The sequence below is a fragment of the Actinomycetospora sp. NBC_00405 genome, assembly GCF_036044095.1.
GTDB classification, from domain to species: domain Bacteria; phylum Actinomycetota; class Actinomycetes; order Mycobacteriales; family Pseudonocardiaceae; genus Actinomycetospora; species Actinomycetospora callitridis.
Genome location: NZ_CP107938.1, coordinates 4262310 through 4286627, shown reverse-complemented (window position 1 = coordinate 4286627; position 24318 = coordinate 4262310). Strand labels below are relative to the sequence as shown.

Here is a 24318-nt window from a genome sequence, read left to right as displayed (position 1 = left end):
GTCCGCCTCACCCGCCCCAGCGGAACCGTTCGACGGCCAGGTCCTCGGCGCTCGCGTAGGCCCTCGCGGCCTCGTCGAGACCGCGCGCGAGGGCGTTGCCGTCGTCGGTGAGGTTGGCCAGACCGTGGGACCAGCGAGTACAGAAGTCGGCCGTGACCACCCCGAGCGGCTCGTGGCCGAACACGGCGGGCGTCGTCCCGAGGTCGCCGACGTCGTGCGCGGCGAGCTCGTCCATCACGGCGTTCACCCCGTGGGCGGCGTCGAGCAGCGACTGCATCACCATCCGCACGTCCGGCACGGACCGCGACGCTAGGCAACGAGGCAGCCCCGTGGGTGCGGTTTCGTCGGAGTCGTCCCGGCAGAATCCGGCCCGTCATGGACGACGAGGCACGGACGGCGCGGACCGACGACTACGTGCGCGCGGTCCTGCGCGTCCCGGACCTCGGGCTCGTCCTGCGACCGCGGCCGCCCGGGACGGTGCGCGGGACGTTCCCGTTCGACGGGCCCGTGCACGTCGTCACCGCGTACAACCCGGGCGCCGAGCGTCCCGGGAACGCCGAGAACGCCTCGCGGCAGGCGCGTCTCGAGGCCGACCTCGACGCGCGGGGCCTGCGCCGGTGGACCGCGGTGGCGAGCGCCGAGGACGGGTCGTCGGCGGAGGTCGGCGCGCTGGTGGTCGGCCTCGACGACGCGGTGGCCTGCGCGTTCGGCGCGGCCTGGGGCCAGGACGCCGTGTTCCGCTGGAGCCCGTCGGCGTGGACCGTGCTCGCCTGCGACGATGCGCCCTCGGTGGACCTGGGGTGGGAGATCGTGTGACCGAGCCCGGGCGGTTTCGGAGCTCGGGACGTGCGCCACCCGCGCGACCTCGTGCGTCGCCGGCGGGAGCGCCCTGCTCGGCGTGCTCACAGCCGTCCTCGGCGCGGTCCTGCCCGGGACGGCCCTGAGCGCGCTCGGACGTCGGACGACGCGGCGGGCCGGGCTCGCCTGGGCGGCGGTCGGCGTCGCCTTCGTCCTCCTGATCGTCGCGGCGGCGTTGGCCTGAGATCGGCAGGATGGGCGCCATGAGCGACACGCGTTCCTGGAACGACAAGGTCATCGACGAGTTCCGTGCCAACGAGGGCCGCGTGGGCGGCCCGTTCGAGGGCGCCCCGCTGCTGTTGCTGCACCACATCGGCGCCAAGTCGGGCACCGAGCGCGTCACGCCGATGATGTACCAGGCCGTCGGCGACGACCTCGCCGTCTTCGCGTCGTACGCGGGCGAGGACGTCCACCCGGCCTGGTATCACAACCTGCTCGCGAACCCGGACGTCACGGCCGAGATCGGCACCGACACCGTCGCCCTGCGCGCGCGCGACCTGCCCGCCGACGAGCGGGCCCCGATCTGGGAGAAGCAGAAGGCGGACTACCCGGGCTTCGCCGGCTACGAGCAGAAGACCTCGCGCACCATTCCCGTCGTGCTCCTCGAACGCCGCTGATGCCACGCCCGGTGTGGAACAAGCTCGCCGGCAGGCGCGGCGAGCTGCTCAGCCGAGAGCTGGCCCCGGACGTGCACGCCGAGCGCTGGGCGCGGCGCTACGACGGCACGGTCGGTCCGCTCAACCGCTGGGTCGACCACGTCCGGGACACGACCTACGAGAACATCCCCTACTTCGACCCGGCGAGCGCCGGTGCCGGTGCGCACGTCCTCGTGCTGCTGCAGGACCCGTCGGGCGAGGCGGAGGAGGGGTCGGGCTTCGTCAGCAAGCACAACAACGACCCCACCGCGCACAACACCAACATCGCGACCGAACGGGCCAAGCTCGGCTACGACATCTCGTTGCACTGGAACGTCGTGCCGTGGTGGGTGGCGAACACCGCCAAGCCGATGCGGTCGCTGTGGAAGGAGTCGGTGCGCGCCCAGCCGTACATGGTCGAGATGCTGGAGATGCTCGACCCGGCGCCGACCGAGGTCATCCTCCTGGGACGACCGGCGGCGCGTGCCTGGGACCGGCTCGTCCGGGCCGGGCTGCCCGAGGCGTTGCGCGGGGCGACGGTCCAGACCGCGCCGCACCCGAGCCCGCTGGTCTTCCCCCGCACCGACGCGGCGACGGGCCGCGGGAACAGCGACCTGATCGTCGAGGCGATGCGCATGGCCGGGCAGCGGGCGCGGGGCGAGAAGGTCCGGCCGGCCGCGGGTGGGCCCGCGGGTCGGCGGCGCCCGTTCTGAGGGTGCTTCTTTGCCGAACCGGGCCGTTGCGGGGCGGGGATCTCGCTAGCGTGATCCGCGACCGGTGCGGCGAGAGGGAGGACGGCCCGATGACCGAGCCCCAACCCCCGCCGCTCCGGGCCGACAGCCCCACCGCGCTGTTCGACGGGCGGGTCGTCGAGCGGTACCGGCCCCCCGGGGCCGGGGGCGGGGACTTCGCGGTGGACCTGGCCAACGCGCCCCAAGCGATCCGGGAGCTGGAGGAGGCGGCGAGGGAACTCTTCGATATTCGAAGGGAGGCCGAGCAACTCGGGAAGGTCACGCCGCCCTCGCGGGACCAGGTCAGCCTCGACGCCGCCACCCTGCTCGGGGTCTCCGCCGTCGGCGGGAACGGTTCCTTCCTCCAGGCGCTGGACCAAGGCATCCAGCAGGTCAACGACATGATCGCGGGCCTGCGGAGTGCGCTGGCCGGCTACGACGGCGCGGACGAGCGGAGCGCAGCGGCGTTGAGGGAGCCGTGAGGCGGGCCCTCCTCCTCGGCGCGGCCGCGGCTCTCGTGATCCTCGGCGGCTGCTCGACGGCCCCGACACCCGGTCCCGCGCCAGCCCCTGACCGATACGGCGCTCCCGAACCGAGCAGGTCGCTCGACGCGAGCGGCGTCGCCGACCGACCGTGTTGGGTGCTGCGGGCGGAGCAGCTCGAGAAGGCCGGCCTCGAGCCACGCGGGCAGCTCGATCCGCTTCCGGCCGGACGACCCGCCTGCGTCTGGGAAGACTCCGCGTTCACCCAGCAGACCTCGGTCGCGCTCTACCCCGATCGCGACTACTTCGTCGACACCTACCGTGCCCGCGGCATGTACCAGCTCTTCGAGCCCGTCACGGTCAGTGGCCTGCCTGCGGTGCTCCAGCAGACGACCCCCGGAGCGCTGACGTGCACCGTCACCACGGGCATCGCGGTCGGGCAGGCCGCGGACGTCACCGTGAGCGAGATCGGCGTCGCACCGGGCACGAGGTCGAGGTCCTGTGAGAGGGCCACGCGGGTATCCGAGATGGTGATCGAAAACCTGCCCGCGTCGCCGCCGAAGTGAGCCAGTCGGTCGACGGGTTCGCCGCCTTGCTCGCATCGCTCCCGCCCTCGGCCGGCGACACGATCCTGGTCGGCGTCGACGGCTTCTCCGGGGCCGGGAAGACGGCGTTGTCAGAGGCGCTCGGTCGCCGGGAGGGCGTCCAGGTCGTCTCGATCGAGGAGTTCTATCCCGGCTGGGACGGTCTCGCGCAGGGCCCGCCGCGGGCGGCCGACGGGCTCGTCGAGCCGTTGCGGAATCGGCGCACGCCCCGGTGGAGGTCGTGGGACTGGGAGCACGACCGCGAGGGCCCGGAGAGGGAGCGCCCGTTGCCCGGACCCGTCGTCATCCTCGAGGGCTGTGGCGCGGGAGCGCGGGTGCTGCGGGCGCACCAGGCGCTGACGGTGTGGGTCGACGTCGCGCCGCATGAGCGCGAGCGGCGGCTGCGCGAGAGGGAGGACTGGCCGGCCTACGCACCACACCGCGAGGCCTGGCAGCACCGCGAACGCGCGCTCGCGGTGCAGGAAGGGCTGCCGGAGGCCGCCGACGCCCTCATCCGGTACCACTCGGACGGGAGCCTCGACATACGTCCGTCACCTCTGCGATGAGGTCGGATGCTCCTGCGGTGGGTAACGTCCCGCACGTGACCGCGACGACCGAGGACACCGCACCGACGACACCGGACGTGTCCCCCGGTGACGTGGAGCGCTGGCGCGAGGTCGCCCGGTGGAAAGACCGGTCGCTGCAGAGCTCGTCCGGCATGCTCAGCCCGGTCCTCAACGGCCTCGCCGGGGTCGGTGGAGAGATCACGTCGTTCCTGCGCAAGGTCCCCGGCGTCTCCCAGGTGGACGACAGCGTCCAGGGGATGATGCACCAGCTCGCGGCCGCGGGCGCAGGTGCGGGCGCGGCGACCCTGCGGCGGGAAACGGTCTTCGCGGACTTCCGGGCGCAGGGCCACGACGTCACCGACTTCAAGGACATCCGCAAGCTCGACATCGCGCAGGTCGAGGCGGCGATGCCGCGGCTCGACATCGGCTACACGGTGTTCGCGGGCATCCAGGGCGGGGTCACCGGCTTCCTGTCCGGCGCGGGCATCACCGCCGCCGCCGGCGGGACCAACGGCGCCGGCATCGGCAGCCTGCCCGGCATCGCGGTGACGGTGGCGACCTTCACCGGCGACACGCTCGTCACCGTGGCCTCCTGCACGCGGGCCGTCGCGCACGTCGCGGCCTACTACGGCTACGACGTCACCAAGCGCTCCGAGCAGATCATCGCGCTGGCGGTGCTCGCGGTCGGGCTGTCGTCCGACGAGGACGCCCCCGGCGCCTACCAAGAGCTCACCGAGCTCATCACGGCGAAGACCGAGGAGAACCAGAAGCGCAAGCAGCAGCAGGCGCAGATCAAGCGCCTCGGGCAGGCCGTGTACCGCCGCCTTCTGGCCCAGATCGGGCAGAAGGAGTTCGCGCAGCTCGTGCCGGTGCTCGGGATCGGCGTCGGGGCGGTGCTCTCGGCGCGGCTGCTGGCCACCGTCGTCGACACCGCCGAGCACCTCTACCGCGAGCGCTTCCTGCACGACAAGTACGAGCTGCCCTTCGGCGTCGATCTGCCGTTCGACCCGACGACCTACCGGCGCTACGTCGACGGCGAGCCCGACGACGGTGGCGACGACGCGGACGACGAGGGCGACGAGATCTTCGCGGGCGCCTGACCGCGCCCGAGACCTCGCGGAGCGTGACCTCGTGGACCGAGTGCTCGCGGTGATCGACGGAAGAATACGGACACTGGGTGTCAGCGACGTGCCGCCGCTGACCCAGAACCCCTAACGCTCCGTCGACTCCCCGAGGTGGGCACGGATGTCGGCGACGGAGGTGAACACCCGGTACCCGAGGGCGCGCAGGCGGTCCTGGGCGGGCTCGGTGAGGTCGGGGTCGAGCACGACCGGCGGGGCGAGGGCACGCCGACTGATCCCCGTGGGCCAGAGGGCCGCGGCGTCGGTGAGCACGCCGCCGCCGCGCGGGTCGTGCACCCGGGCCTCGCGGCGCGGGGGCGGGAAGCCCTGGGCGGCGAGGTCGTCGACCAGGTCCTCGAGCGTCTCCGGCACGGCCTCGCCCAGCACCGCACGCCCGGAGCGCCCGCGTCGCGGCCGGTACTCGGTGTGGCCGCCGGGCGCGGACTCGACGACGGCGAGCGGCCCGGTCGGCGCCGAGGGCGTGATGCCCGCGGCGGCGGCCGCCTCGAGCACCGGGGCCAGCGCCGCCTCGGGGTCGGTGACGTAGCGGGACTCCGCGACGCGGACCACCGGCCAGCCGCACCGCCGCAGGTCGTGCTCGGCCTCGACGTCGGCGCGGGTCGCCGCGCGCCGCTGCTCGTCGCCGTCGCACACCACCGCCAGCCGTCCGTTCGCCCCGGTGACGACGAGGTCGAGGGTCCGCCCGTGCACCTCGACCTGCGGGACGACGGCGAACCCGGACGCGGAGAGGTCGGCGAACACCCGCTGCGCGAACAGGCTCCCGAACGCCGGGTGGCGGTGGTCGCGGTCCACCAGGCCGGGCGCCGGGCGGTTCTCCGGCGCGCCCGCGGAGCCGTCGGGCTCGGGCGCGGTGACGTGCTCGAGGAGCTTGCGGCGCAGGTCGGCGGGGGCGAGGTCCTCGGCGGCGACCGAGTGGAACAGCCACATCTGGTCGCGGGCCCGGGACGCGGCGACGTTGAAGGCCTGGCGGTAGCGCTCGGCGGTCAGCGACACCAGCCGGTGCCCCGGCGCGACGACCATGGAGAGCCAGACGACGTCGCGCTCGTCACCCTGGAAGTCCGCAGCGACGCCGACCCGCAGGCGCCGGGTCTCCCACTCGTCGACCCCGAGCCGCTCGCGCAGCAGGCCGTCGATCAGCTCGACCTGCCCGTGGCCCTGCAGCACGACGACCCCGAACGTCGCGCCGGCGTAGGCCGGGTCGGCGGCGCAGCGTGCGACGGCGTCGACCAGCGCGGCCGCCTCGGCGTCGTTGGCCAGCGACGAGCCCTGGCCGCGCACCGTCGCGTCGGGCACGAACGTCGCCCGTAGCGGCGGGAGGCGGTCGGCGCCGAACTGGCGCAGCGGCACCAGCGGCGCCCCCGCACCCGTGTCGTCGGGCCCCGAGTAGAACTCCCGCGACGACCAGCCGACGATCTCGGGCATCGAACGGAAGTGCTCGCGCAGCCGGATCGGCGGGCCGAACGTCGCCCGGAACACCGAGAACACGCTCGCCCGCGGCGTGAACTGGCTGCGCAGGTAGAACGGCACCTCGGGCAGGTCGGTCTCCAGCCGGGCGAACGCGGGCTCGAGCGAGCCGACGCCGACGTCGGCGGGCGTGCACTGCCGGTCGTCGCCCACGACGATCACGCGCGGGGCGAGCCAGAGCAGGAAGAGGCTGGTCAGGTCGGCCTGGCTGGCCTCGTCGACGATCACCACATCGAACGCGTCCGGCCGCGGCTCGACGGCGGCGAGCACCTCGCGGATCGGCATCACCCACGCGGGCACGGCGTCGCGGGCGACGGCGACCGCCTCGCGGGCCGCGGTGCGGTAGCGGTCGGCGAAGCGCCCGGTGCCCCGACCCACGGCGGACACCGACGCGCGATGGCTCTGCAGCGCGCGCATCTGCTCGGCCGTGACCCGGGACAGGCACGCCCGCCACGCCTGCGCCGCCGCCAGCCGGGCCGTGACCCGCGCGAGCTCGACGTCGAGGTCGGCGAGGCGGTCCGGGGCGTCCTCGGCCGTGGCCCACTGTGTGACACGCGCCACGGCCCGCGCGAACGCCCACGTCCGGTCGAAGCGCGCCTCGCGCTCGGGCCACGCCTCGCCCGCGTGCGCGCGCAGCAGGGCGAGCACCCCGGGCGCCGCGCGTTCGAGGCGCTCGCCGAGGGCGTCGGCGCGCCGCTGGTCGCGGGCCTCGTCGTGCGCCGCCTCCACCGCGAGCACCGCGTCGACGTAGGTGTCGGCGTCGCGGCGGCGCAGGGCCTCGAGCACCGCGATCAGCTCCGGCGCCTGGCGGGCCAGGGGCACGCCGCCCTGGACGCGCTCGACGACCTCCTCCAGCTCGCTGCGGGCGAGGTCGGCGGCGCGGGTGTCGTCGACGTCGAGGCTCAGGGTGGCGAGCACCTGCAGCCGCGCCAGCGAGTCCACCCGCGGGCGCTCGGCCGGGGGCAGGGCGGAGAGCAGGCGCCGGACGTCGACCGCTGCGGTGAGGACCTTCCCGACGGCGAGGCACGTCGCGCGCAGGGCGAGGACCTGCTCGACGAGCATCGCGCGGTGCTCGTCGCGGCGCACGGGGCGACCGAGCGGCGCGAAGCCCTCGGCCAGCCGGTCGGTGATCTCGAGGATCCGCAGGTGGTGCGCGATGGCGGTGGCACCCGAGACCGTGGTCGGCTGGGCGCCCTGCAGTCGGATCGACGCCAGGTACGGCTCGACGGCCTTCTGCTCGTCGGGCTTGAACAGCCGTTTCGTCGTGCCGCCGTCGGCGAGGAACGCCGCGAAGCGCTCGAACACCGGCGCCGCGGCGGCGGGGTCCACCCCGTCGTCGACCCGCACCTGGGCGGGCCCGGCACGGCGGTCGTGGTCGAGCACCGCGTCCACCGCGCGCAGCCCGTCGACCGCACGACCCCACAGGTGCCCGGCGCGCCCGGAGAGCAGCGCGTCGGCGACCCCGTGCGCCCACTCCGCGTCCTCGCCGGTGTCCTCGAGCTCGGCGAGCGCGTCGGCCACCCGGCGGCTGATCGTCGGGAGGTGCGCGGCCGCCTCGGACGGCAGGCGCCCGAGCGCGGCCACGACCTCGCCCGCGTCGCCGCTGGTGGCGTCCAGGCCCCGGGTGACGGTCTCGGCGAGGTCGGCGACGTGGCTCTCCGGCGGCAGCTCCACCGGCGGCGGGAGCACCTGGCGGGCGCGTTCGCGGCGCGCCGGGGTCTCGGTGGCGAGCAGGGCCCGGAGCTCGGCGAACTCGTCGTTGGTCAGCGCGGGCTCGGCCGGGAGCTCGGCGTCAGGGCCGACGACGTCGGCGAGCCAGCCGTCCTGCGCGCGGGCGGCGAGCACGCGACGGGCGACCTCGGTGCGGGTGCCGGTCATGCCGGGCCCGAGGTCGCGCTGCACCGAGGTCTCGGCCGCGCGCTCGGCGACCAGGGCGGCCAGCGCGGCGTCGCGGTCCGCGCGCAGCCCGTCGCGGCGCTCCACGAGCTCGGCGACCGTGCGGTCGGCCTCGTCGGGGTCGAACTCGGTGCTGCGCGCCTCGAGACCCGCGATGCCCGCGCCGAGCCCGGGGTCGCCGCCGTCGGAACCCTCGGCCAGCGAGATGCACAGATCGCGCATCTCCGGCGGCAGCTTGTCGCGCAGCACCCGCAGGGCCTGCGCCTTCTCGCTGGTCACGAGCACGCGGCGGCCCTCGGCGAGCAGCGCACAGAGCAGGTTCGCGATCGTGTGGGTCTTGCCGGTGCCCGGCGGCCCCTCGACGACGACCCCCGAGTCGCGACCCAGCCTGCTGAGGATCCGGCCCTGCGCCGCGCCGACGGGCAGCGGGAAGAGCGGGTCGACGACGGGCGCCTCGTCGCGCCCCGTGCGGGCGAGCCAGGCGGCCCGGTCGGCGGGCTCGATCGCCTCGACGAGCTGGGCGAGGCCGACGGGCAGGGGGCGTTCCGAGTCGGCCAGGTCGGCGACGATCGCGTCGTAGAACGTGCGCAGCGCCGTCGCCCCGCGCCGGCGGGCGACGAGCGTGGGGGCGGGCACCAGCGTGGTGCCGGGCCCGATCGGGGCGATCCAGTCGTCGCCGCGGGCGTGCTCGACCCGCAGGTGCCGGTCCGCCCACCCGGCGAGGAGGGCGACGAGGTCGGGGTCCAGCGGCGACGCAGGCGTGACGTCCTCGGCGGGCGCGGCGTCGTCGACGAGCCCGGTGCCGGCCAGCAGCTCCTCGTGCTCCCAGCGCGCGGCGTCACCCGCGAGCGTCACGACCATCTCGTCGCCGTCGTGCTCGATGCGCACCGGGCGGGCGAGCAGGTGGACCCGGACGTCCTGGTCGGGCGCGTGCAGCAGGCCGCCGGCGAGGACGAGCTCGACGGCCTCGGGCTGGTCCGCCGCCGCGCGCATGAGGTCGAACAGCGCGTCGAACGTCGCCCTCATCGGGCCCTCGGCGGAGGCGCGCAGGATCTCGTCGCCGGCCTCGGCCGGGCGCCGGACCGCGCTCTGGTCGGCCACGTCGACGAGGGCGAGCTCGCCGACGTGGTGACGGGTGTGGCGGACGGGGCGGGCGCGGGCGAGGGCCACCCGTCGCAGCACCTCGACCAGGCGCTGGACCCGGTCGCGCAGGGCGGGGTCGTGCTCGGGACGCACCGTGGCCGGGGTGTCCCCGGACGTTCCGCTCGCGATCCGGAGCGGTTCCTGCGGCACGGCCACGACCTCGCTCCCTCCGCCCGCGTGCTCGGTCCTCCGGCGGACCACAATCGCATCCCGGTGCAGGTGCGGGCACGTGAGCCCGTCCTTGCTGCGAACCTTGCCGCGAACCTTGCCGCGAACCCTGCCGCGAACCCTGCCGTGCACCCTGCCGCGAAACCCGAGGGAACCGCGCGGGCCCCGCGCCCGTCGAACCCGTGACCGACCCGAGAGGAGGACGCCATGGGAACGACGGAGGCACGTGACCCCCACGACCCCGCCGAGGTCGCGCGGTTCCTCACCGGCCTCGCGGCCGTCGATGCCCGGGCGGAGCGGCGGAACGCCGAGATGCTGCGGGTGCGGTACGGACGGTCGCGGGCGCTGTCGGCCGGGGCGGATCTCGCCCTGCTGGACGCGGCGGACGCGTTGCACGAGCACGGCTGGGGTCCCCGCGACGTCACCGAGGTGGTGCGCAGGCGGCTCCCCGCGGGGCGGCTCGTGCTCGCCGTCGACGTGCTCGGCGCGGCCGCGGCACGGCGGCCCAGCGGCGACGCGGCCACCGACGCCGACCTCGCCGACCTGGGCGCGGGGCCGGGCACGGAGCCGCCCGCGCGCGACACGCCGTTGGTGGTGCAGTGGAGCACGGTGCGAGGTGTCGATCCCGACGCCGCCCTGCGCGCGGCGGTGGCGCTGGTCGGGCTGATGCGCTCGCTGCCGGCCCTGCCGCGCCTCGGGGAGGAGGCGCGGCCGCCGGACGGGGTCGACGCACGGGTGCTCGCTCGCGTCCGGGGGCTGCTGGCGAAGGCCGAGTCCACCGAGTATCCCGAGGAGGCCGAGGCGCTCTCGGCCAAGGCGCAGGAGCTGATGGGGCGCCACGCCCTCGCGCAGGCCCTCGTCACCCCGGCCGCCGACACCGGCCCGCGCGCGGCGGCGCGGCGTCTGTGGCTCGACCCGCCGTACGCCGGCGCGAAGTCGAGCCTCGTGCACCAGGTGGCCGCGGCGAACCGGTGCCGGGCGATCGGCCTCGCCGCGCTGGACATGGTCACCGTCATCGGGCACGCCACCGACCTCGCGACGGTGGAGCTGCTGGTCACGTCGCTGCTGGTGCAGGCCGACCGCGCGATGCTCATCGCGGACGACGGCACGGTGCCCCGCTCGCGGACGCGCTCGTTCCGGCACGCGTTCCTGCTCGCCTACGCGACGAGGATCGGCGAGCGCCTCGCCGCGGCCGCCCACGAGGCCCAGGCGCAGGCCCGCGCCGAGCTGGGCGAGGGCCTGCTGCCCGTGCTGGCCGCGCGGGCGGAGGTCGTCGAGCGCACGGTGGGCGAGCTGTTCCCCCGCGTCACCCGCCGGCGCTTCAGCGTCAACAACGGGGCGGGCTGGGCGGCGGGACGCGCCGCGGCGGACGCCGCCAGCCTCACCCCGGGCCGTGACGCGCTGGCCACCGGCTAGGCACCGGTAGGCCAGGATGCCCCCGTGGCCGGGAACCGCGAGCGACGCGCCGAGAAGAAGCGCAGGCGCGACGCGAAGCGGGGCTTCGACGCGAAGGCCGGGCCCGACGATCCGGGCCTGCCCTCCGAGTCGCTCCAGGCGGTGCTGCGCAGCACGGCCGGCGACCTCGCCGGCGGGGACGAGAACGCGCTCACCGAGCTGCGTCACGTCCTCGTCGAGCACCTCGCCCGCCGGCGCGACCGTGTCCTCGAGGCCTGCGACGCGGTCACCGCCGAGGTGACGGCTCCCGCCGAGGGTCCTCTCGGCGCCGAGCTCGCCGGCGGCGGCACCGTGTCGTCGTGGGCCGAGCGGGAGGGCGTGCGCACCGAGGAGGCGGCCGTCGCGACCGTCCGCCTTCTCGCGTCCTTGACCTGAACGATCGTCGAGGTTCTACGTTCGGCGCCATGACCGAGAACATCCGACTCGCCGTCGTGGTCGGCAGCGTCCGCGAGGGCCGCTTCGGACCGGTGGTCGCCGAGTGGTTCGCCGACCGTGCCCGCCGGCGCCCCGAGCTCTCCGTGGACGTCGTCGATCTGGCCGACACCGGGCTCGACCAGGCGTTCGCCGAGCGCGTCGGGCTCGCGGACGCCCTCGTCGTCGTCACCCCCGAGTACAACCACAGCTTCCCCGGCCCGCTGAAGACGGCGATCGACGCGACGTCGGGGCAGCTGCGGGACAAGCCGGTGGGGTTCGTGGCCTACGGCGGCATGTCCGGCGGGCTGCGCGCGGTGGAGCAGCTGCGGCCGGTGCTCGCCGAGCTCCACGCCGTGGGGCTTCGCGACACCGTGAGCTTCCACGGCGCGGCCGGGGCCTTCGACGGCAGCGGCCGGCCGCGCGAGGAGAGCGCGAAGGAGGCCGCGGCGGCGGTGCTCCTCGACGCCCTCGTGTGGTGGGCCCGCACCCTGCGCCGCGCCCGGGACGAGCGCGCCGTGGGGAGCCCGACGTGAGCGAGCACCCCCGTCCCTATCCGGGCCAGGAGCTGTCCGTCGGCGAGGTGGCCGAGCGCAGCGGCGTCCCCGTCTCCGCGCTGCACTTCTACGAGCGCGAGGGACTGATCTCCAGCCGCCGCACGTCGGGCAACCAGCGCCGCTTCCGCCGCGAGGTGCTGCGCCGGCTGTCGTTCATCCGCATCGCGCAGCGCGTGGGCATCCCGCTGGCCGAGGTCCGGGCCTCGCTCGACTCGCTGCCCGACGGGCGCACCCCGACCCGCGCGGACTGGGAGCGGCTCTCGGCGCAGTGGCGCGAGGAGCTCGACGACCGCATCCGGCGCCTCGAGCAGCTGCGCGACGACTTCACCGGCTGCATCGGCTGCGGCTGCCTCTCGATCGACCGCTGCGGCCTCGCCAACCCGCACGACCGCCTCGGCGAGGACGGGCCGGGGCCGCGTCGTCTCGTGGGTTGACCACGTCATGTGTCGTGGTTACCTTGGCCACGACAGATGACGTGGTCAGGAGGCCTGCATGCGGTTCAGCACGCTCGGGGTGTGTGTCCACACCGGGGACGTCCCGGCGGTCCGGTCCTTCTACGTCGACGTCCTCGGGTTCGCGGTGACGCTGGACATCGGCTGGTTCGTCAGCCTGCGGCACCCCGATCACGACGACCTCGACCTGTGCGTCGTGCACCGCGACCACGCGCTCGCCGGGATGGGCGGGCCGGTAGCCGGCGTGGTGCTCGCGTTCCTCGTCGAGGACGTCCACGCGGAGCACGCCCGGCTCGTCGAGCTCGGCGTGCCGGTCGACGTGGCGCCACGCGACGAGCCGTGGGGCCAGCGCCGGTGCCTGGTGCGCGACCCGGCCGGCACGGGCGTCGAGCTGGTCCAGGTCACGGCGCCCGATCCGGCCTGGGTCGCCTCGTCCACGTCCGCGTCGTGACCGCCCGCCCGCCCCGCAACCCGCAGCGTCGCGACCAGCTCCTCGACGCCGGCCTCGCCGTGCTCGCCGAGCAGGGCGCGCGGGGCCTGACGTTCCGGGCGGTCGACGCCCGCGCCGGGCTCGCCACCGGCACGGCGACCAACTACTTCGCCGACCGGGACACCCTGCTCGCCGAGCTCGGCGAGCGGATCCACACCCGTCTCGAGCCCGACGAGTCCGAGCTGGCGGCCGCCCGCGGCGGGGACCCGACCCCGACGGTGATGCGCCGCCTGCTCGAGCGGGTGCTCGCGCGCCGGGAGGTCTACGTGGCGCTGCTGGAGCTGCGGCTGGAGGCGACCCGCCGGCCGGCGCTGCGCGAGTCCCTGACCGCGACGGTCCGGGCGCGCTTCGAGGCCGACGTGGCGTTCCACGAGGAGGCCGGGGCGCCGGGTGGGCGGCAGGCCGTCGCGCTGCTGCACCACGCGATGGAGGGCCTGATCCTCGACCAGCTCACGCTGCCCGGGGCGCTCGGCGACCCGGACGACGCCGGGGCCGTCGCCGAGCAGCTCGCAGCGGCGGTGCTCAGCCGAGAGCCGTGATCCGGCCCGGCGGGGGCGCCGGCACGGCGTCGGGGTGCAGCGCGGCGGCCAGGGCCTCGATGCCGTCGACCAGCCGCGGGCCGGCGCGGACCACGTAGGACGCGGAGTCGATCGCGACGAGCGGCACGCCGGGGAGCTCGGCCCGCACCGCATCCGCCTGCGCGATCGCGTCGTCCAGCCCGAACCCGCACGGCGCGACGAGCGCGACGTCCGGGGCGTGCGCGCGGGCCTCGTCCCAGGTCGTCGCGACGCTGCGCCCGCCGTCGATCCCCGCGAGCGGCTCCCCGCCCGCGCGGCGCACCATCGCCGGCACCCAGTGCCCGGGCAGGAAGGGCGGGTCGACCCACTCGAGCGCGAGGACCCGGGACCGGTGCCGGCCCTTCACGGCCTCGTCGACGGCGTGCAGACGTTCCTGCAGCTCGGCGACCAGCGCCTCGCCCGCCGCCGGACTGTCCGCGGCGCGTGCCACGGAGGCGATCGCGTCGAGGACCTCGTCGAGGGTGTGGGGGTCGAGGGTCAGCACGGTCGCGTCGAGGTCGAGGGTGTCGAGCGCCTCGGCCACCGTCGACGCCGGCAGCGCGCAGACCCGGCAGAGGTCCTGGGTGAGGACGAGGTCGGGGGCGGCGTCGCGCAGGGCCTCGCGATCGAGCGCGTACTGCGGCAGCCCCTGCGCCGCCCGCTCGCGGACCGTCGCGTCGATCTCGGTGGGCGTCAGGCCCGCCGGGAGCGCGGTGTCGACGACCACGGGGCGCGTGGCCCTGATCGCCTCCGGCCGGTCGCACTCGAAGGTCACGGCCACGAGATCGTCGGCGAGACCCAGCGCGCCGACGATCTCCGTGGCCGCCGGCAGCAGCGAGGCGATCCGCACGTGCTCGACCCTATGTGAGTGATGTTCCCGGCTATAGCCGGGAACTTCGCTCACGGAGGTCGCGTCAGCCCGTCAGCGGGCGGGGGTCGAAGACGGCGCGGATGCGGGTCACGCGGCCGTTCTCGACGGTGCTCCAGTTGACCGTGGAGATCGGCTCGGCCTCGGTGGTGTGCAGGTCGTAGATCGTCGCGACCTCGGGGCCGTCGACGAAGACCTGCCGGATCGTCACGCCGGTCACGATGCCGAACAACCCCCGCAGGCTCGCCACGTTGTCCTCGAGCCCCTCGACGTGGCCCATCGGGCCGTCGAAGACGACGTCGTCGGCGAGGACGTCGTACAGGGACCCGGCGTCGCGGCGCCGCCACGCGTCGAAGTAGGCGGTCATGGTGTCGGCGGGGGTGCGGTGCGTCGTCGTGGTCACGGACCCAGCCTGGGTCCCGATCTCCCAGAAGTCGAAGAGCTGTTGGCGCTCGCTGCTACAACTGACGCTTATGGAGCTGCACCAGCTGCGCTACCTCGTCGCCGTCGCCGAGGAGGGCGGGTTCACGCGGGCCGCCGCGCGCGAGCACGTCGCCCAGCCGGGCATCAGCGCCCAGATCGCGCGCCTCGAGCGCGAGCTGGGGCACGTGCTGTTCGACCGCTCGGCGCGCGGGGTCCGTCCCACGCCCGCCGGGGAGGCCGTGCTGCCGCACGCGCGCGCCGCGCTCGCCGCGGTCGCCGCCGTGCGCGACACCGCCGACGAGCTCGCGGGCCTCGTCCGCGGCCGCGTGTCGGTCGGCATGGTGCGCGGAGGCGGCGTCGTCGACCTGCCCGGCCTGCTCGGCGACTTCCACCGGACCCACCCGGGCGTGGAGATCCGGCTGGTCGAGGCGGCCACCGACGCACTGCTCGACGGGCTGCGCCACCACGACCTCGACCTCGCGTGGGTCGGGCGGCACGGCGACCCGCCCGCGGACCTCGACGTCGACGTCGTGCTCGACGTCCCGCTGGTCGCCGTCCTGCCGCCCGGGAACCCGCTCGGCGACACCGTGACGGTGGCCGACCTCGCCGAGCACCCGGTGATCACCCTGCCGCGCGGGGCGGGGGTGCGCGCGGCCCTCGACAGCGCCGCGGAGGACGCCAGGATCGTGCTGACGCCGGCGCTGGAGGCGGGCTCGCCGGTGGTACTCCTCGACCTCGCGGTGCAGGGCCTCGGGGTCGCGATCGTTCCCGAGCCCGCCGTCGCCGGACGTGACGACGTGCGGGTGGCGCCCCTGGTGCCCGAGGTCCGGGCTCGGATCGACCTCGCCCGGCGCCGGGACGCGCCCCTGAGCCCGGCGGCCCGCGCGCTGCTCGCCCGGGCTCGGGAGTGGATCGCGTAGCCGACAGAATCGGACGGGTGGACCTGTTGCTCGGGGTACGCCTGTTCGTCCGGGGCGCGGCGACGGTGTTCCGGTCGCCGCGGCTGCTGGCGCTGGGCGCCGTGCCGGCCCTTCTCGTGTCGGTGCTCTACGTCGGCGCGCTGATCGCGCTCGGCGTGTGGCTGCCGGACCTGGCGGCCGGGATCACCCCGTTCGCCGACGGGTGGTCCGAGACGGCCCGGACGGCAGCGCGCCTCGCGGCCGGCGTCGCGATCGTGGCCGCGGCGGGGGCGACCGCCGTCGTCACCTTCGTGGCGGTGACCCTGGCGGTCGGCGGGCCGTTCTACGAGAAGCTCTCCGAGACCGTCGACGAGGAGCTGGGCGCGGTGCCCACGCCGGCGGGGTCGTGGGCTGGCGCCGTCCTGCGCGGGGTGCGGGACGGGCTGCTGCTCATCGGGCTCTCGGTGCTCGCGGCGGTGCCGCTGTTCCTCGTCGGTCTGATCCCGGTGGTCGGGCCCGTGCTCGCGCCGGTGGGGGCCGCCCTCGTCGGCGGACGCCTGCTGATGATCGAGCTGACCGCACCGGCCCTGCAGCGTCGCGGGCTGGACTTCGGTGGCCGGCGGCGGCTCCTGCGGTCCCGCAAGCTCCTGACCTGGGGCGTCGGGATCCCGACGTACCTGCTCGCGGCCATCCCGCTCGTCGCGATCCTGGCCGTCCCGGCCGGCGCGGCGGCGGCGACCCTGCTCGCCCGTGAGCTGCGGGGCGAGCCGGTCGCACCTCAGGCGTAGTCGGCCCAGTTCGGCATCGGGGCGCCGTGCAGGCTCGCCTCGAGGCGGTCGAGGTACCAGCGCCAGCCGCTCTCCACGTCCTCGCGCTTCAGGCCGTCGGCGAGGCGCTGGGCGAAGAGGAGCACCGCGCCGTCGCCGAGGGGCTCGACGGTGAGGTCGAGGTGCCAGGAGCGCTCCTCGCTCTCGGGGAACTGGAGGACGAGGTGGCGCGGCGGCTCGCAGGCGAGGATCCGCACGTCTGCGGGGTCGGGGACCTCGTCGCCCGCGTCCGCCTCGCCCGTCATCGTGAACGCGACGGTGCCGCCGACGCGGGGCTCGCCGGTCCAGGTGCCGATCCAGCGGCCCAGGCGCTCGGAGTCGGTGATCGCGGCCCAGACGTCGTCGACGGGGTCGGGGTACTCGCGGCGCCACACGAGCGTGGTCGTGCCGTCGGGGTCGGTGCGGGTCTCAGCCGGCGGTGCGGTCATGACGGTCTCCTTCGTCGGCGGCGGCGCGGCGGGCACGCCGGCCGCGGTGCATCTCGGTGTCGAGGGCGTCGAGCCGGCTCGCGGGGCCGGCGCTCCCGAGTGGTCGGAAACGCTGCAACCAGGCGTCGAGCTCCGCGAGCGGACGCCGGTCGAGTCGGTAGATGCGGTGCTGACCCGCGACCCGCGACGTCACGAGCCCCGCCTCGCGCAGGATGCGCAGGTGGCGACTGATCGCCGGGCGGCTCACCGGGAAGTCCGCGGCGATCTCGCCCGCCCCGACCTCCCCGTCGGCCAGGCGCTCGAGGATCGCCCGGCGTACCGGGTCCGCGAGCGCATCGGCGGGGAACACAGTGGGATATGTAACCAGATTCTTCATTAACCGTCCAGCTACACATCGCGCGCGAGTGCGTGGCGATACGGACGCTCGATGTCAGCGACGGACCGCCGCTGACCCTCAGAGCAGCGTCGGCTGCTCCTCCTCGTCGTCACCGTCGGCGACGGTCACCTCGGGGGCGTAGCGCGCCGCCGCAGGCAGGACGCGCAGGGAGCCCTCGGGCCCGCGGGAGACCAGGCGCATCGCCTCGAGCAGCCCGACGACGTCGACGGCGAAGCGGTCGCCATCCGCGATCGCTGCCTTCGACCAGTACCGCCCGTACTCGCCGACCAGCTCCGCGAGCACCTCGCGCACCGACGGCCACGGGATCGGCTCGGGGTCCTCGGCCGGTCGGAACTGGTAGATCAGCTCGCTGACCAGCAACAACGCGGCGTGAGCGACGGTGCCGGAGCCCGGGAACGCGACGTCGGAGCAGCCTCCGTCGACGTCGAGCGCGGCGAAGCCCTCGGCGCGGGCCTCGACGACGAGCCCCGTGCGCGCCTCGATCCGGCGCGCCTCGTCGCCCGCGTGCCGCCGGAGCTCGGCGAACCGTGCCGGGTCGAGGTCGTCGGCGTGGACCACGGGGTCCTCCACGAGCCGCCGTCGCGCCGCCGTCGACGCCGACCCGCGGGCGCGGGCCCGGGCGAGCAGGTCGGCCGGCGTCTCGGCCCCCGCGACGGCGCCGACCGGCAGGAGCGCCATCCGGTCCTGGCGGACCTCGAGCAGCGCGTCGGCATCCGCGTCGTGCTCGTAGAGGCCCACGCCGCGGTCGAGCTCGCGCACCATCCCGTGCGCGATCAGCCAGCGCAGCGCCGTCACCAGCGCCCGACGCGACGCGGTGTCGGTGTCCATCACGATGCCGGCCTCGGCGGCCGCGGAGTGCACGCCGTTGACGAGGTCCCGCAGGCTCGTGCGGTCGGGGCCGGAGGTCGTCGCCGCGAGCACCAGGACGAGCGCGGTGTACTCGGACGGCGTGAACGCGCGCGGCGTCGTCGAGATCGTGCGCAACGGCCGGTCGGCGGGCACGTGCCCGACCTTGACCAGCCGCGCCGTGTCCGCGGTGACGACGAGGCGGTAGTTCAGCTCCTGCGTGAACCACGCGTCCAGTGCGTCGGCGTGACGGCGGACCAGCGCGACGATCTCGGGGTCCGCCTCCGCCGTGCGCCACGGACGTGTCAGCAGGGCCCGCGTCGCGGCGACCAGCTCGCCGTCGCGCTGCGGGTCGGAGCGTGCGGCGGTCACGGCGCGCACCCCGTGATCAACGGGGACTTCGCGCGCGTAGAAGCAGCGAACAGCGCGTTCGCTGCGAGACTCACGGCGCCGGCTCCACGGTCAGGGTGAGGTCGCGGACGCGCAGGGCGCCGGCGTGGGTGGGCACGCTGGTCGAGGTCCCGGGCGCGCGGGCGACGGTGCAGCGGACGCCGTCGAGGGTCACGGTGCCCGAGGCGCCCGGAGACAAGGCCGGGCCGAGGTCGGCGACGGCCCGGGTGAGCACGCGCTGGAGCTCGCGCAGGGCCGGCTCGGACAGGCGCGCGGTGAACCCCTCGGCCCCCGCCTCGACCAGCTCGGCGCGCGCGGCGGCGGACCGACGCTCGGCCTCCGCACGCTTCGCGAGCAGGTGGCGACGCTCCTGGCTGCGGTCCTGGACGCGGCTGGTGCGCCCGCGGCTGGTGGTGTCGCCGCGCTCGCGCAGGCTGACCGGCACCTGCGCGGTCGGCGCGTCCCACCACGACACCGCGGCGTCCACGGGGTCGGTGTCGTCGCCGCCGGCGCCCCCGAGGTGCCGGGCGCCGGCGAGCCCGAACGCCGCGGCCGCGATCTCGTGGACCGAACCGGGGTCGCTGCGGTCGAAGAACAGCGCGAGACGCAGGTAGTCCGCGCGCCGCGACGCCCCGGCGGTGCCGCTGCGCGAGAGCCGGGTGAGGTTCTGGGTCAGGGTGCGGACGGCGTCGACGGCGTCGCGCTCGAGGACCTGGATGCGGCTCGGACGTCCCGGCGCGCCGAGGAACCACGACGCGAGGTTCTCCCAGTCGGCCTCCACCGCACCCGGCTCGCGGCGCACGCGCACGCTCGACAGCCCCGCCGCCGCGACCCGGGCCGCGAGCCCGTCCGCCGCCCGCTCGACGATCACCGGGACGCGCGGCAGCACCGTCTCCAGCAGCGCGCCGACCGGGCGGGCCCGGCGGCGCAGCGCCTCGAGCCGCTCGCCGACGTAGCCGACGAGGACCTCGGAGAAGAACGCGAACTCGTCCTCGTCGAGGTCGAACCGCGACTGCCACTGGTTGATCGCCGCGAAGAACTGGGTGATCTCCGCGGAGAACGCGACGTGCGGATCGAACACCGCGCGCACGGCCTCGGCGAGCCGGTCCGGCGGCGCGGTCCCGGCGTCCAGGCCCACGAGGAGGTCCAGCCCCGCCCGCAGCTGGTCGAGGCGGCCCAGGGACACGTCGCGCACGTCGTCGACCTGCGAGAGCACGCCCTCGACGACGTCGTGCACCTCCTGCCCGACGCGCGTGATCAGGTAGCGGTTGCGGCGCCGGTAGTAGTCCTCGACGGTGCCGACCTGGCCCACCGACGCCGACACCTCGAGGTTGCCCCAGCCCCGCAGCGCCTCGAGCCGGGCGGTCACGGTGCCCTCGTCGAGGTCGGTGTCCAGCCGTGCCGTCACCTCGGCCGGCGTCAGCTCGGCGAAGAACGTGCCGGCGAAGACGGTGAGGATCGCCCGGTACTCGGGCGACTCGGTGACGTAGGCGAAGACGGAGGTCCGGACGCCGCTCACCCCTTCACCTCCAGGGAAGCCCCGTCCCAGCGGTAGTGCACGAGCGCGATGGCCCGCAGCTCCGGGTCGCGCAGCACCTCGGTGATCGCGAGCGCCGGGACGTTCGGGTGCGTGCCCCAGAGCCGCTCGGAGGTGACGACGAAGTCGACGTCGAGGTCGACGAGCAGGCCGAAGAGCTTGGCGTGGTTGTCCTCGGACACCTTCGCGAACGCGTCGTCGAGCAGCACCAGCCGCGGCGCGCCCACGCCGTGCGGATCGTGCGCGGCGGCGCTCGCCGCCGCCGCGGCGGCCATCGGCAGCACGGTGACCAGCTTCTTCTCGCCCTCGGACAGTGTCGTCCGGCGCGTCAGCAGCTCGTCGCTGCGCCCGGGCCGGCGCAGGTAGAGCCGCATCTCGTGCCAGGTGCGGTAGTCGAGGACCTCGCCGATGACGCTGCGGTACGACGCCTCGGGATCGTGGGTGCGCGCCTGCTCGACGAGTGTCTTCACGGCCTCGCGCACCTGGTCGTCCTCGTCGGGACTGCGCAGGTCGGGGTGCTTGCCGAGGAGCTCCAGCGCCGTCGCGGTCTCCGGGTCGAGGTCGCCGCGCGGGCGCCAGTCGAGCCGCACGCCGATGCCCTGGCTGGACGTGACGCCCTTGAGGATGCGGTTCATCCGGTCGACCAGCTCGCGCGCGGAGAACAGCGCGTCGGCGACCTCGCGGGCGATCCGGCCGTGCAGCAGGTTGCGCAGCGCCTGGTCCTGCTGCGCCGACAAGAGGCTCACGGCCCGCCGGCGCTGCACCGCGACGCGGTGCACCATCTGCGCGAGCACCGCCCGCGACGGCCCGCTGACGTGCACCGCGAGCGGCATCCCGTCCGCGGACCGGGTGCTCTCGATGTCCCAGCCGCTGGCCAGGTCCTCGCGGGCCGTGCGCAGCGCCTTCTCCAGCGCGTCCTCGCTGACGGCCCGGCGCGGCGCGGGCAGCCGCGCCCGCAGGGCCGCGACGAGCTCCTCGGCGCCCTCGACGGTGTCGGCCAGCGACGGGAGGGGTTCCGGGGCGAGATCCTCGTCGGCGTCCTCGACCGCTTCGGTCGACCGTTCCGCCGCCGCCAGCAGCCCCGGCACCGCGGCCGCCTCGACCAGCCGTCCCCGCGCCCCGCGGACCGCTCCCCGGCGCTCGTCGAGGGCGCGGCGGGTCTCCTCGAGCGTCATCTCGGCCTTCGACACGGCCACCGCCGCCGCCGTCTGCTGCTCGCGGGCGCCCTCGAGCTGCCCGGCGACCTCGCGCAGGCGGTCGTCGAGCTCGCCGACGCGCGCGGCGACCTTGGCCGGCTCCTCGCCGAGGGACTCCTCGATCGTCGACAGCTCGGTGCGCACCGACGCCCCGTGGGCGGCGGCGGCGCGGTGCTCGCCGACGGCGGTCGCGTGGTCGGCCGCGTCCCGCTCCCAGGCGCTGATCGCCTCGCGCCACGCGCGCGCGGTCCGGGTGAAGCGGTCGCGGGCGGAGTCCACGCCGGCGAGCGCGCGCTCGGCGTCGACCACGGACTCGAGCAGGCCGTCGAGCCGCTCCGGGTCGGTGGGCACACCCGCCTCGGCGGCCGCCCGGGACAGCGCCGCCCAGGCGTCGTCGGCGCGGCGGCGGGCGTCGGTCGCCGACGCCGTCAGCTCGCGGTGGCGGGCCTCGGCGCCCTCGGCGTAGCGGACGGCGCCGGTCGCGGCGGCCACGGCGTCGTCCACCCCACGCGTACCGGGCAGCTCCGCGACGAGCCGGCGCAGCGTCCCGGCGTGCGCGTCGAGGACGTCGGAGGTCGCGCGGGCGGCGTCGCGACGGGCCTCGGCGTCGGTGACCAGCGCCGCGAGCTCGGCGAGACGTCGCGCCCGGGCCTGCGCGCGGGCACCCGCCCCGACGTGCTCCGCGGCGGGCTTGGCGTGCCGTCCGCGCAGGGGGCCCAGGCCGAAGGTGCCGTCGGTGGCGACGTGCACCGGGCCGGCCCCGACACCCACGCCCGCGAGCACCTCCGCGACGGCCTCGACCGGGACCTCGCCCGTGTCGACCGGCGCCAGCAGGGTGTCGAGCGCGGTGCCGTCGGCGGGGGCCGACGGACTCACCGTGAGGTCGCCGATGCGCAGCGTCCCCCTGCCGTCGGAGCCGTCGACGGCCGCGGCGAGCAGCCCCGACGCCTCCAGGGCCGCCTCGAGGCCGGCGCGCTCGGCGTCGCCGAGGTGGTCGTGGAAGTCGACGAGCGAGGCCAGCCGCGTCCCGTCGGCGACGTCGTCGTCGGTGCGCCAGGACGCGCGCGGCAGCGCCAGCTCGCCGGCGTCCTCGACCCGCGCGTGCTCGGCGCGCCACTGCGCCAGCTCCGCCTCGACGTCGGTGACGCGGGTGGTGGCGACGGTCCGCGCCTGCGTGAGCGTCGCCGTCAGGTCGTCGGCGGCGTGCCGCGCGCGGGCCCGCCGGGCCTCGGCGGCGCGGCGCAGGTCGGTGTTCCCGGGGTCGTCGGCCTCGTCGTCCCCGACCGCGGGCACGGCGAGCCAGCCCGCGGCCCCGTCCGGCTCGGCGGGCGGTACCGCGGCGACGTGCTCGCCGAGGCGCCGGGTCCAGCCGGCGACGGCGTCGGTGTGCTCGTCGGCGGCGGCGCGCGCGGCCCGGCGGGCGGCCGCGGCCTGCTCGGCGGCGGCCTCGTGCGCGGCGAGCGCGTCGGCGGCGGCGACGTCCGCGGCGTCGGCGGCCTCCGTGGCACGCCGGGCGCCGCTCGCGCGCTCGGCGACGTCGCGGACCGTCGTGCGGTGGGTGCGCAGGGCGTCGCCGACGGCGGTCAGGGGGCCCGCGAGGTGGGCGGTGAGGTCGTCCTCGGGGTCCTGCGGCACGTCGACGGTGGTCTCGCCCACCTCGTCGCGCCGGGGCTCGGGGGCCGGCGTCGGCGGGTCGGGGAGGGTCGTGGCGATCGACGGGGCGGACGCGGCGCGCGCCGCGGCGGCGACCGCCCGCAGCCCGTCGGCCACCCCGGCCAGGTCGGAGTCGAGCTGACCGCGGGCGGCGGCCACGGCCGAGGCGGCGGCGGTGACGCGGTCGCGGGCACGGGCGCGGTGGCCGTCGAGGGTCGCGGTGTGGGCGTCGGCGCGGGCGACCTCGTCGCGGCGGCGCACGAGGTCGGCGTGCGCGGTGTACTCGGGGAGCGCCGCGAGGCCGGCGCGCTCGGCGGTGGCCGCGGCGTGGTCGTCGGTGAGGTCGGCGACCACCGTCGCGGCGCTCGCCTGCGCGGCCGTCGCCTTCTCGACGCCACCCCGGTCGCGCTCGAGGCGGCGGGCCGCGGTGCGGGCGGCGTCGACGGTGCCCGCGGTGTCGTCGACCGCGGCCGCGAGGACGCGCCGGGCGTAGTCGGTGTAGGTCTCGACGGCGCCGTCGAGCGCCTCGGCCGTGCGCGCGAGGTCGGTGACGTTGCGGCGGTGGTCCTCGAGGTCCTCGAGCGGTTGCGCGGCGTCGTGCACCGCGTCCTCGGGGACGGGCGGCAGCGCCTCGCGCAGCGTGCGCGGCAGGTCGGTGTCGATCCGGTCGCCGACGCGCGGGTTGCGCACCTGGTGCAGCAGCCGGAAGTACGCGCCCGGGTCGACGCCGCCGAAGAACCGCCGCGCGATCTCGGCGCGGTACTCGGCGGTGGACGTGAACACCTGCCCGCGCGTGCCCAGCTCGGCGCGCAGCACGTCGACGGAGAAGGGGACGTCGGCCTCGGTGAGCCGCAGATCGATCCGGACGCGGCGGTCGGTGGAGAACCACCAGGTGGCGACGCGGTCGGTGCTGCGGTTGGCGCGGATGCCGCAGCCGATGGTGCGGTACTCGGTGTCTCCTCCTGCGGCGCATCTCTCGAACTCGATCCACAGGTAGCCGGTGCGCTGGGTGTCGTCGTGGTCGGACAGCATCCAGCTGCGCAGCACTCCGCGCTGCTCGCCCGCCGCGTCGATCTTGCGGACGTCGGCCTCGAGCAGGAACGGCAGCAGCATGTTCATCGCCGTCGACTTGCCCGACCCGTTGACGCCGCGCAGCAGCAGGCGCCCGCCGGCGAACTCCAGCACCTCGTCCTGGTACTGGTAGACGTTCAGGATGCCGGCGCGGGAGGGCCTCCAGCGCTGCTCGGGATCGTCAGCGGGCAC

General features: G+C 75.9%; 25 protein-coding genes. 16 read left to right on the top strand and 9 right to left on the bottom strand.

What is annotated here, in order from left to right; all coding sequences use genetic code 11:
• Nucleotides 1-7: 7 nt before the first annotated feature.
• Nucleotides 8-298, bottom strand: coding sequence for a hypothetical protein (locus OG774_RS21160; protein ID WP_328304054.1), 291 nt, complete (start codon nucleotides 296-298; stop codon nucleotides 8-10).
• A 77-nt stretch (nucleotides 299-375) separates the two neighbouring features.
• Here OG774_RS21160 and OG774_RS21155 point away from each other — a divergent pair, with 77 nt between their 5' ends.
• The 8 genes from OG774_RS21155 (at nucleotide 376) to OG774_RS21120 (ending at nucleotide 4956) form a co-directional block, all read left to right on the top strand.
• Nucleotides 376-816 carry a DUF3293 domain-containing protein gene (locus OG774_RS21155; RefSeq protein WP_328304052.1) on the top strand — a complete coding sequence of 147 codons (441 nt, stop codon included), beginning with the start codon at nucleotides 376-378 and terminating at the stop codon, nucleotides 814-816.
• 82 nt (nucleotides 817-898) lie between these two features.
• Nucleotides 899-1042: a hypothetical protein gene (locus tag OG774_RS21150; protein ID WP_328304050.1), complete on the top strand. Its 144-nt coding sequence runs from the start codon at nucleotides 899-901 to the stop codon at nucleotides 1040-1042.
• A 19-nt stretch (nucleotides 1043-1061) separates the two neighbouring features.
• On the top strand, nucleotides 1062-1475 hold the full coding sequence (locus tag OG774_RS21145) for a nitroreductase family deazaflavin-dependent oxidoreductase (protein ID WP_328304048.1): 414 nt from the start codon (nucleotides 1062-1064) through the stop codon (nucleotides 1473-1475).
• Nucleotides 1475-2206: a hypothetical protein gene (locus OG774_RS21140; RefSeq protein WP_328304047.1), complete on the top strand. Its 732-nt coding sequence runs from the start codon at nucleotides 1475-1477 to the stop codon at nucleotides 2204-2206. Before OG774_RS21145 ends, OG774_RS21140 begins: the two co-directional genes overlap by 1 nt.
• A gap of 89 nt (nucleotides 2207-2295) precedes the next feature.
• Nucleotides 2296-2706 carry a hypothetical protein gene (locus OG774_RS21135; RefSeq protein ID WP_328304046.1) on the top strand — a complete coding sequence of 137 codons (411 nt, stop codon included), beginning with the start codon at nucleotides 2296-2298 and terminating at the stop codon, nucleotides 2704-2706.
• Nucleotides 2703-3272: a DUF3558 domain-containing protein gene (locus OG774_RS21130; RefSeq protein ID WP_328304044.1), complete on the top strand. Its 570-nt coding sequence runs from the start codon at nucleotides 2703-2705 to the stop codon at nucleotides 3270-3272. The genes OG774_RS21135 and OG774_RS21130 overlap by 4 nt, the downstream gene beginning before the upstream one ends.
• A gap of 26 nt (nucleotides 3273-3298) precedes the next feature.
• Nucleotides 3299-3856, top strand: a complete 558-nt coding sequence (locus tag OG774_RS21125; RefSeq protein WP_328304042.1) for a hypothetical protein — start codon at nucleotides 3299-3301, stop codon at nucleotides 3854-3856.
• Nucleotides 3857-3891: 35 nt separating this feature from the next.
• The gene (locus OG774_RS21120; protein ID WP_328304040.1) at nucleotides 3892-4956 is read left to right on the top strand and encodes an EcsC family protein; all 1065 of its coding nucleotides are present in this window, start codon (nucleotides 3892-3894) and stop codon (nucleotides 4954-4956) included.
• A 111-nt stretch (nucleotides 4957-5067) separates the two neighbouring features.
• On the opposite strand, the gene OG774_RS21115 is transcribed toward OG774_RS21120, so the two are convergent.
• Nucleotides 5068-9657, bottom strand: coding sequence for an AAA domain-containing protein (locus OG774_RS21115; RefSeq protein WP_328304038.1), 4590 nt, complete (start codon nucleotides 9655-9657; stop codon nucleotides 5068-5070).
• Nucleotides 9658-9876: 219 nt separating this feature from the next.
• On the opposite strand from OG774_RS21115, the gene OG774_RS21110 reads away from it, so the two are divergent.
• Genes OG774_RS21110 through OG774_RS21085 form a run of 6 tightly spaced genes read left to right on the top strand, consistent with a single transcriptional unit; the run spans nucleotide 9877 to nucleotide 13573 of the window.
• Nucleotides 9877-11085 carry a DUF2786 domain-containing protein gene (locus OG774_RS21110; RefSeq protein WP_328304036.1) on the top strand — a complete coding sequence of 403 codons (1209 nt, stop codon included), beginning with the start codon at nucleotides 9877-9879 and terminating at the stop codon, nucleotides 11083-11085.
• Between the two features lie 24 nt (nucleotides 11086-11109).
• Nucleotides 11110-11499: a hypothetical protein gene (locus OG774_RS21105; RefSeq protein WP_328304034.1), complete on the top strand. Its 390-nt coding sequence runs from the start codon at nucleotides 11110-11112 to the stop codon at nucleotides 11497-11499.
• A 29-nt stretch (nucleotides 11500-11528) separates the two neighbouring features.
• Nucleotides 11529-12071, top strand: coding sequence for an NADPH-dependent FMN reductase (locus OG774_RS21100; protein ID WP_328304031.1), 543 nt, complete (start codon nucleotides 11529-11531; stop codon nucleotides 12069-12071).
• Nucleotides 12068-12526, top strand: a complete 459-nt coding sequence (gene soxR, locus OG774_RS21095) for a redox-sensitive transcriptional activator SoxR (protein WP_328304029.1) — start codon at nucleotides 12068-12070, stop codon at nucleotides 12524-12526. The genes OG774_RS21100 and soxR overlap by 4 nt, the downstream gene beginning before the upstream one ends.
• A 58-nt stretch (nucleotides 12527-12584) precedes the next feature.
• A complete protein-coding gene (locus OG774_RS21090; RefSeq protein ID WP_328304027.1) occupies nucleotides 12585-12995 on the top strand; it encodes a VOC family protein in 411 nt (136 codons plus the stop codon).
• A complete protein-coding gene (locus OG774_RS21085; RefSeq protein ID WP_328304025.1) occupies nucleotides 12992-13573 on the top strand; it encodes a TetR/AcrR family transcriptional regulator in 582 nt (193 codons plus the stop codon). Before OG774_RS21090 ends, OG774_RS21085 begins: the two co-directional genes overlap by 4 nt.
• Here OG774_RS21085 and OG774_RS21080 read toward each other — a convergent pair.
• Nucleotides 13557-14441 carry an ABC transporter substrate-binding protein gene (locus tag OG774_RS21080; RefSeq protein WP_328304023.1) on the bottom strand — a complete coding sequence of 295 codons (885 nt, stop codon included), beginning with the start codon at nucleotides 14439-14441 and terminating at the stop codon, nucleotides 13557-13559. The genes OG774_RS21085 and OG774_RS21080 overlap by 17 nt on opposite strands.
• A gap of 64 nt (nucleotides 14442-14505) precedes the next feature.
• A complete protein-coding gene (locus OG774_RS21075) occupies nucleotides 14506-14862 on the bottom strand; it encodes a nuclear transport factor 2 family protein (protein ID WP_328304021.1) in 357 nt (118 codons plus the stop codon).
• A 70-nt stretch (nucleotides 14863-14932) separates the two neighbouring features.
• Here OG774_RS21075 and OG774_RS21070 point away from each other — a divergent pair, with 70 nt between their 5' ends.
• The gene (locus tag OG774_RS21070) at nucleotides 14933-15802 is read left to right on the top strand and encodes a LysR family transcriptional regulator (protein WP_328304019.1); all 870 of its coding nucleotides are present in this window, start codon (nucleotides 14933-14935) and stop codon (nucleotides 15800-15802) included.
• A 17-nt stretch (nucleotides 15803-15819) separates the two neighbouring features.
• Entirely contained in the window at nucleotides 15820-16569 is a 750-nt protein-coding gene (locus OG774_RS21065) for an EI24 domain-containing protein (protein WP_328304017.1), read from the top strand.
• On the opposite strand, the gene OG774_RS21060 is transcribed toward OG774_RS21065, so the two are convergent.
• From OG774_RS21060 to OG774_RS21040, 5 genes are all read right to left on the bottom strand, one after another.
• Nucleotides 16560-17036: an SRPBCC family protein gene (locus OG774_RS21060; protein ID WP_328304015.1), complete on the bottom strand. Its 477-nt coding sequence runs from the start codon at nucleotides 17034-17036 to the stop codon at nucleotides 16560-16562. The two genes, OG774_RS21065 and OG774_RS21060, sit on opposite strands and share 10 nt — an antisense overlap.
• Nucleotides 17017-17385, bottom strand: coding sequence for an ArsR/SmtB family transcription factor (locus OG774_RS21055; protein WP_328304013.1), 369 nt, complete (start codon nucleotides 17383-17385; stop codon nucleotides 17017-17019). The genes OG774_RS21060 and OG774_RS21055 overlap by 20 nt, the downstream gene beginning before the upstream one ends.
• A 105-nt stretch (nucleotides 17386-17490) precedes the next feature.
• Nucleotides 17491-18651: a TIGR02678 family protein gene (locus OG774_RS21050; protein ID WP_328304011.1), complete on the bottom strand. Its 1161-nt coding sequence runs from the start codon at nucleotides 18649-18651 to the stop codon at nucleotides 17491-17493.
• A gap of 70 nt (nucleotides 18652-18721) precedes the next feature.
• A complete protein-coding gene (locus OG774_RS21045) occupies nucleotides 18722-20188 on the bottom strand; it encodes a TIGR02677 family protein (RefSeq protein WP_328304009.1) in 1467 nt (488 codons plus the stop codon).
• Nucleotides 20185-24318: a TIGR02680 family protein gene (locus OG774_RS21040; RefSeq protein WP_328304007.1), complete on the bottom strand. Its 4134-nt coding sequence runs from the start codon at nucleotides 24316-24318 to the stop codon at nucleotides 20185-20187. Before OG774_RS21040 ends, OG774_RS21045 begins: the two co-directional genes overlap by 4 nt.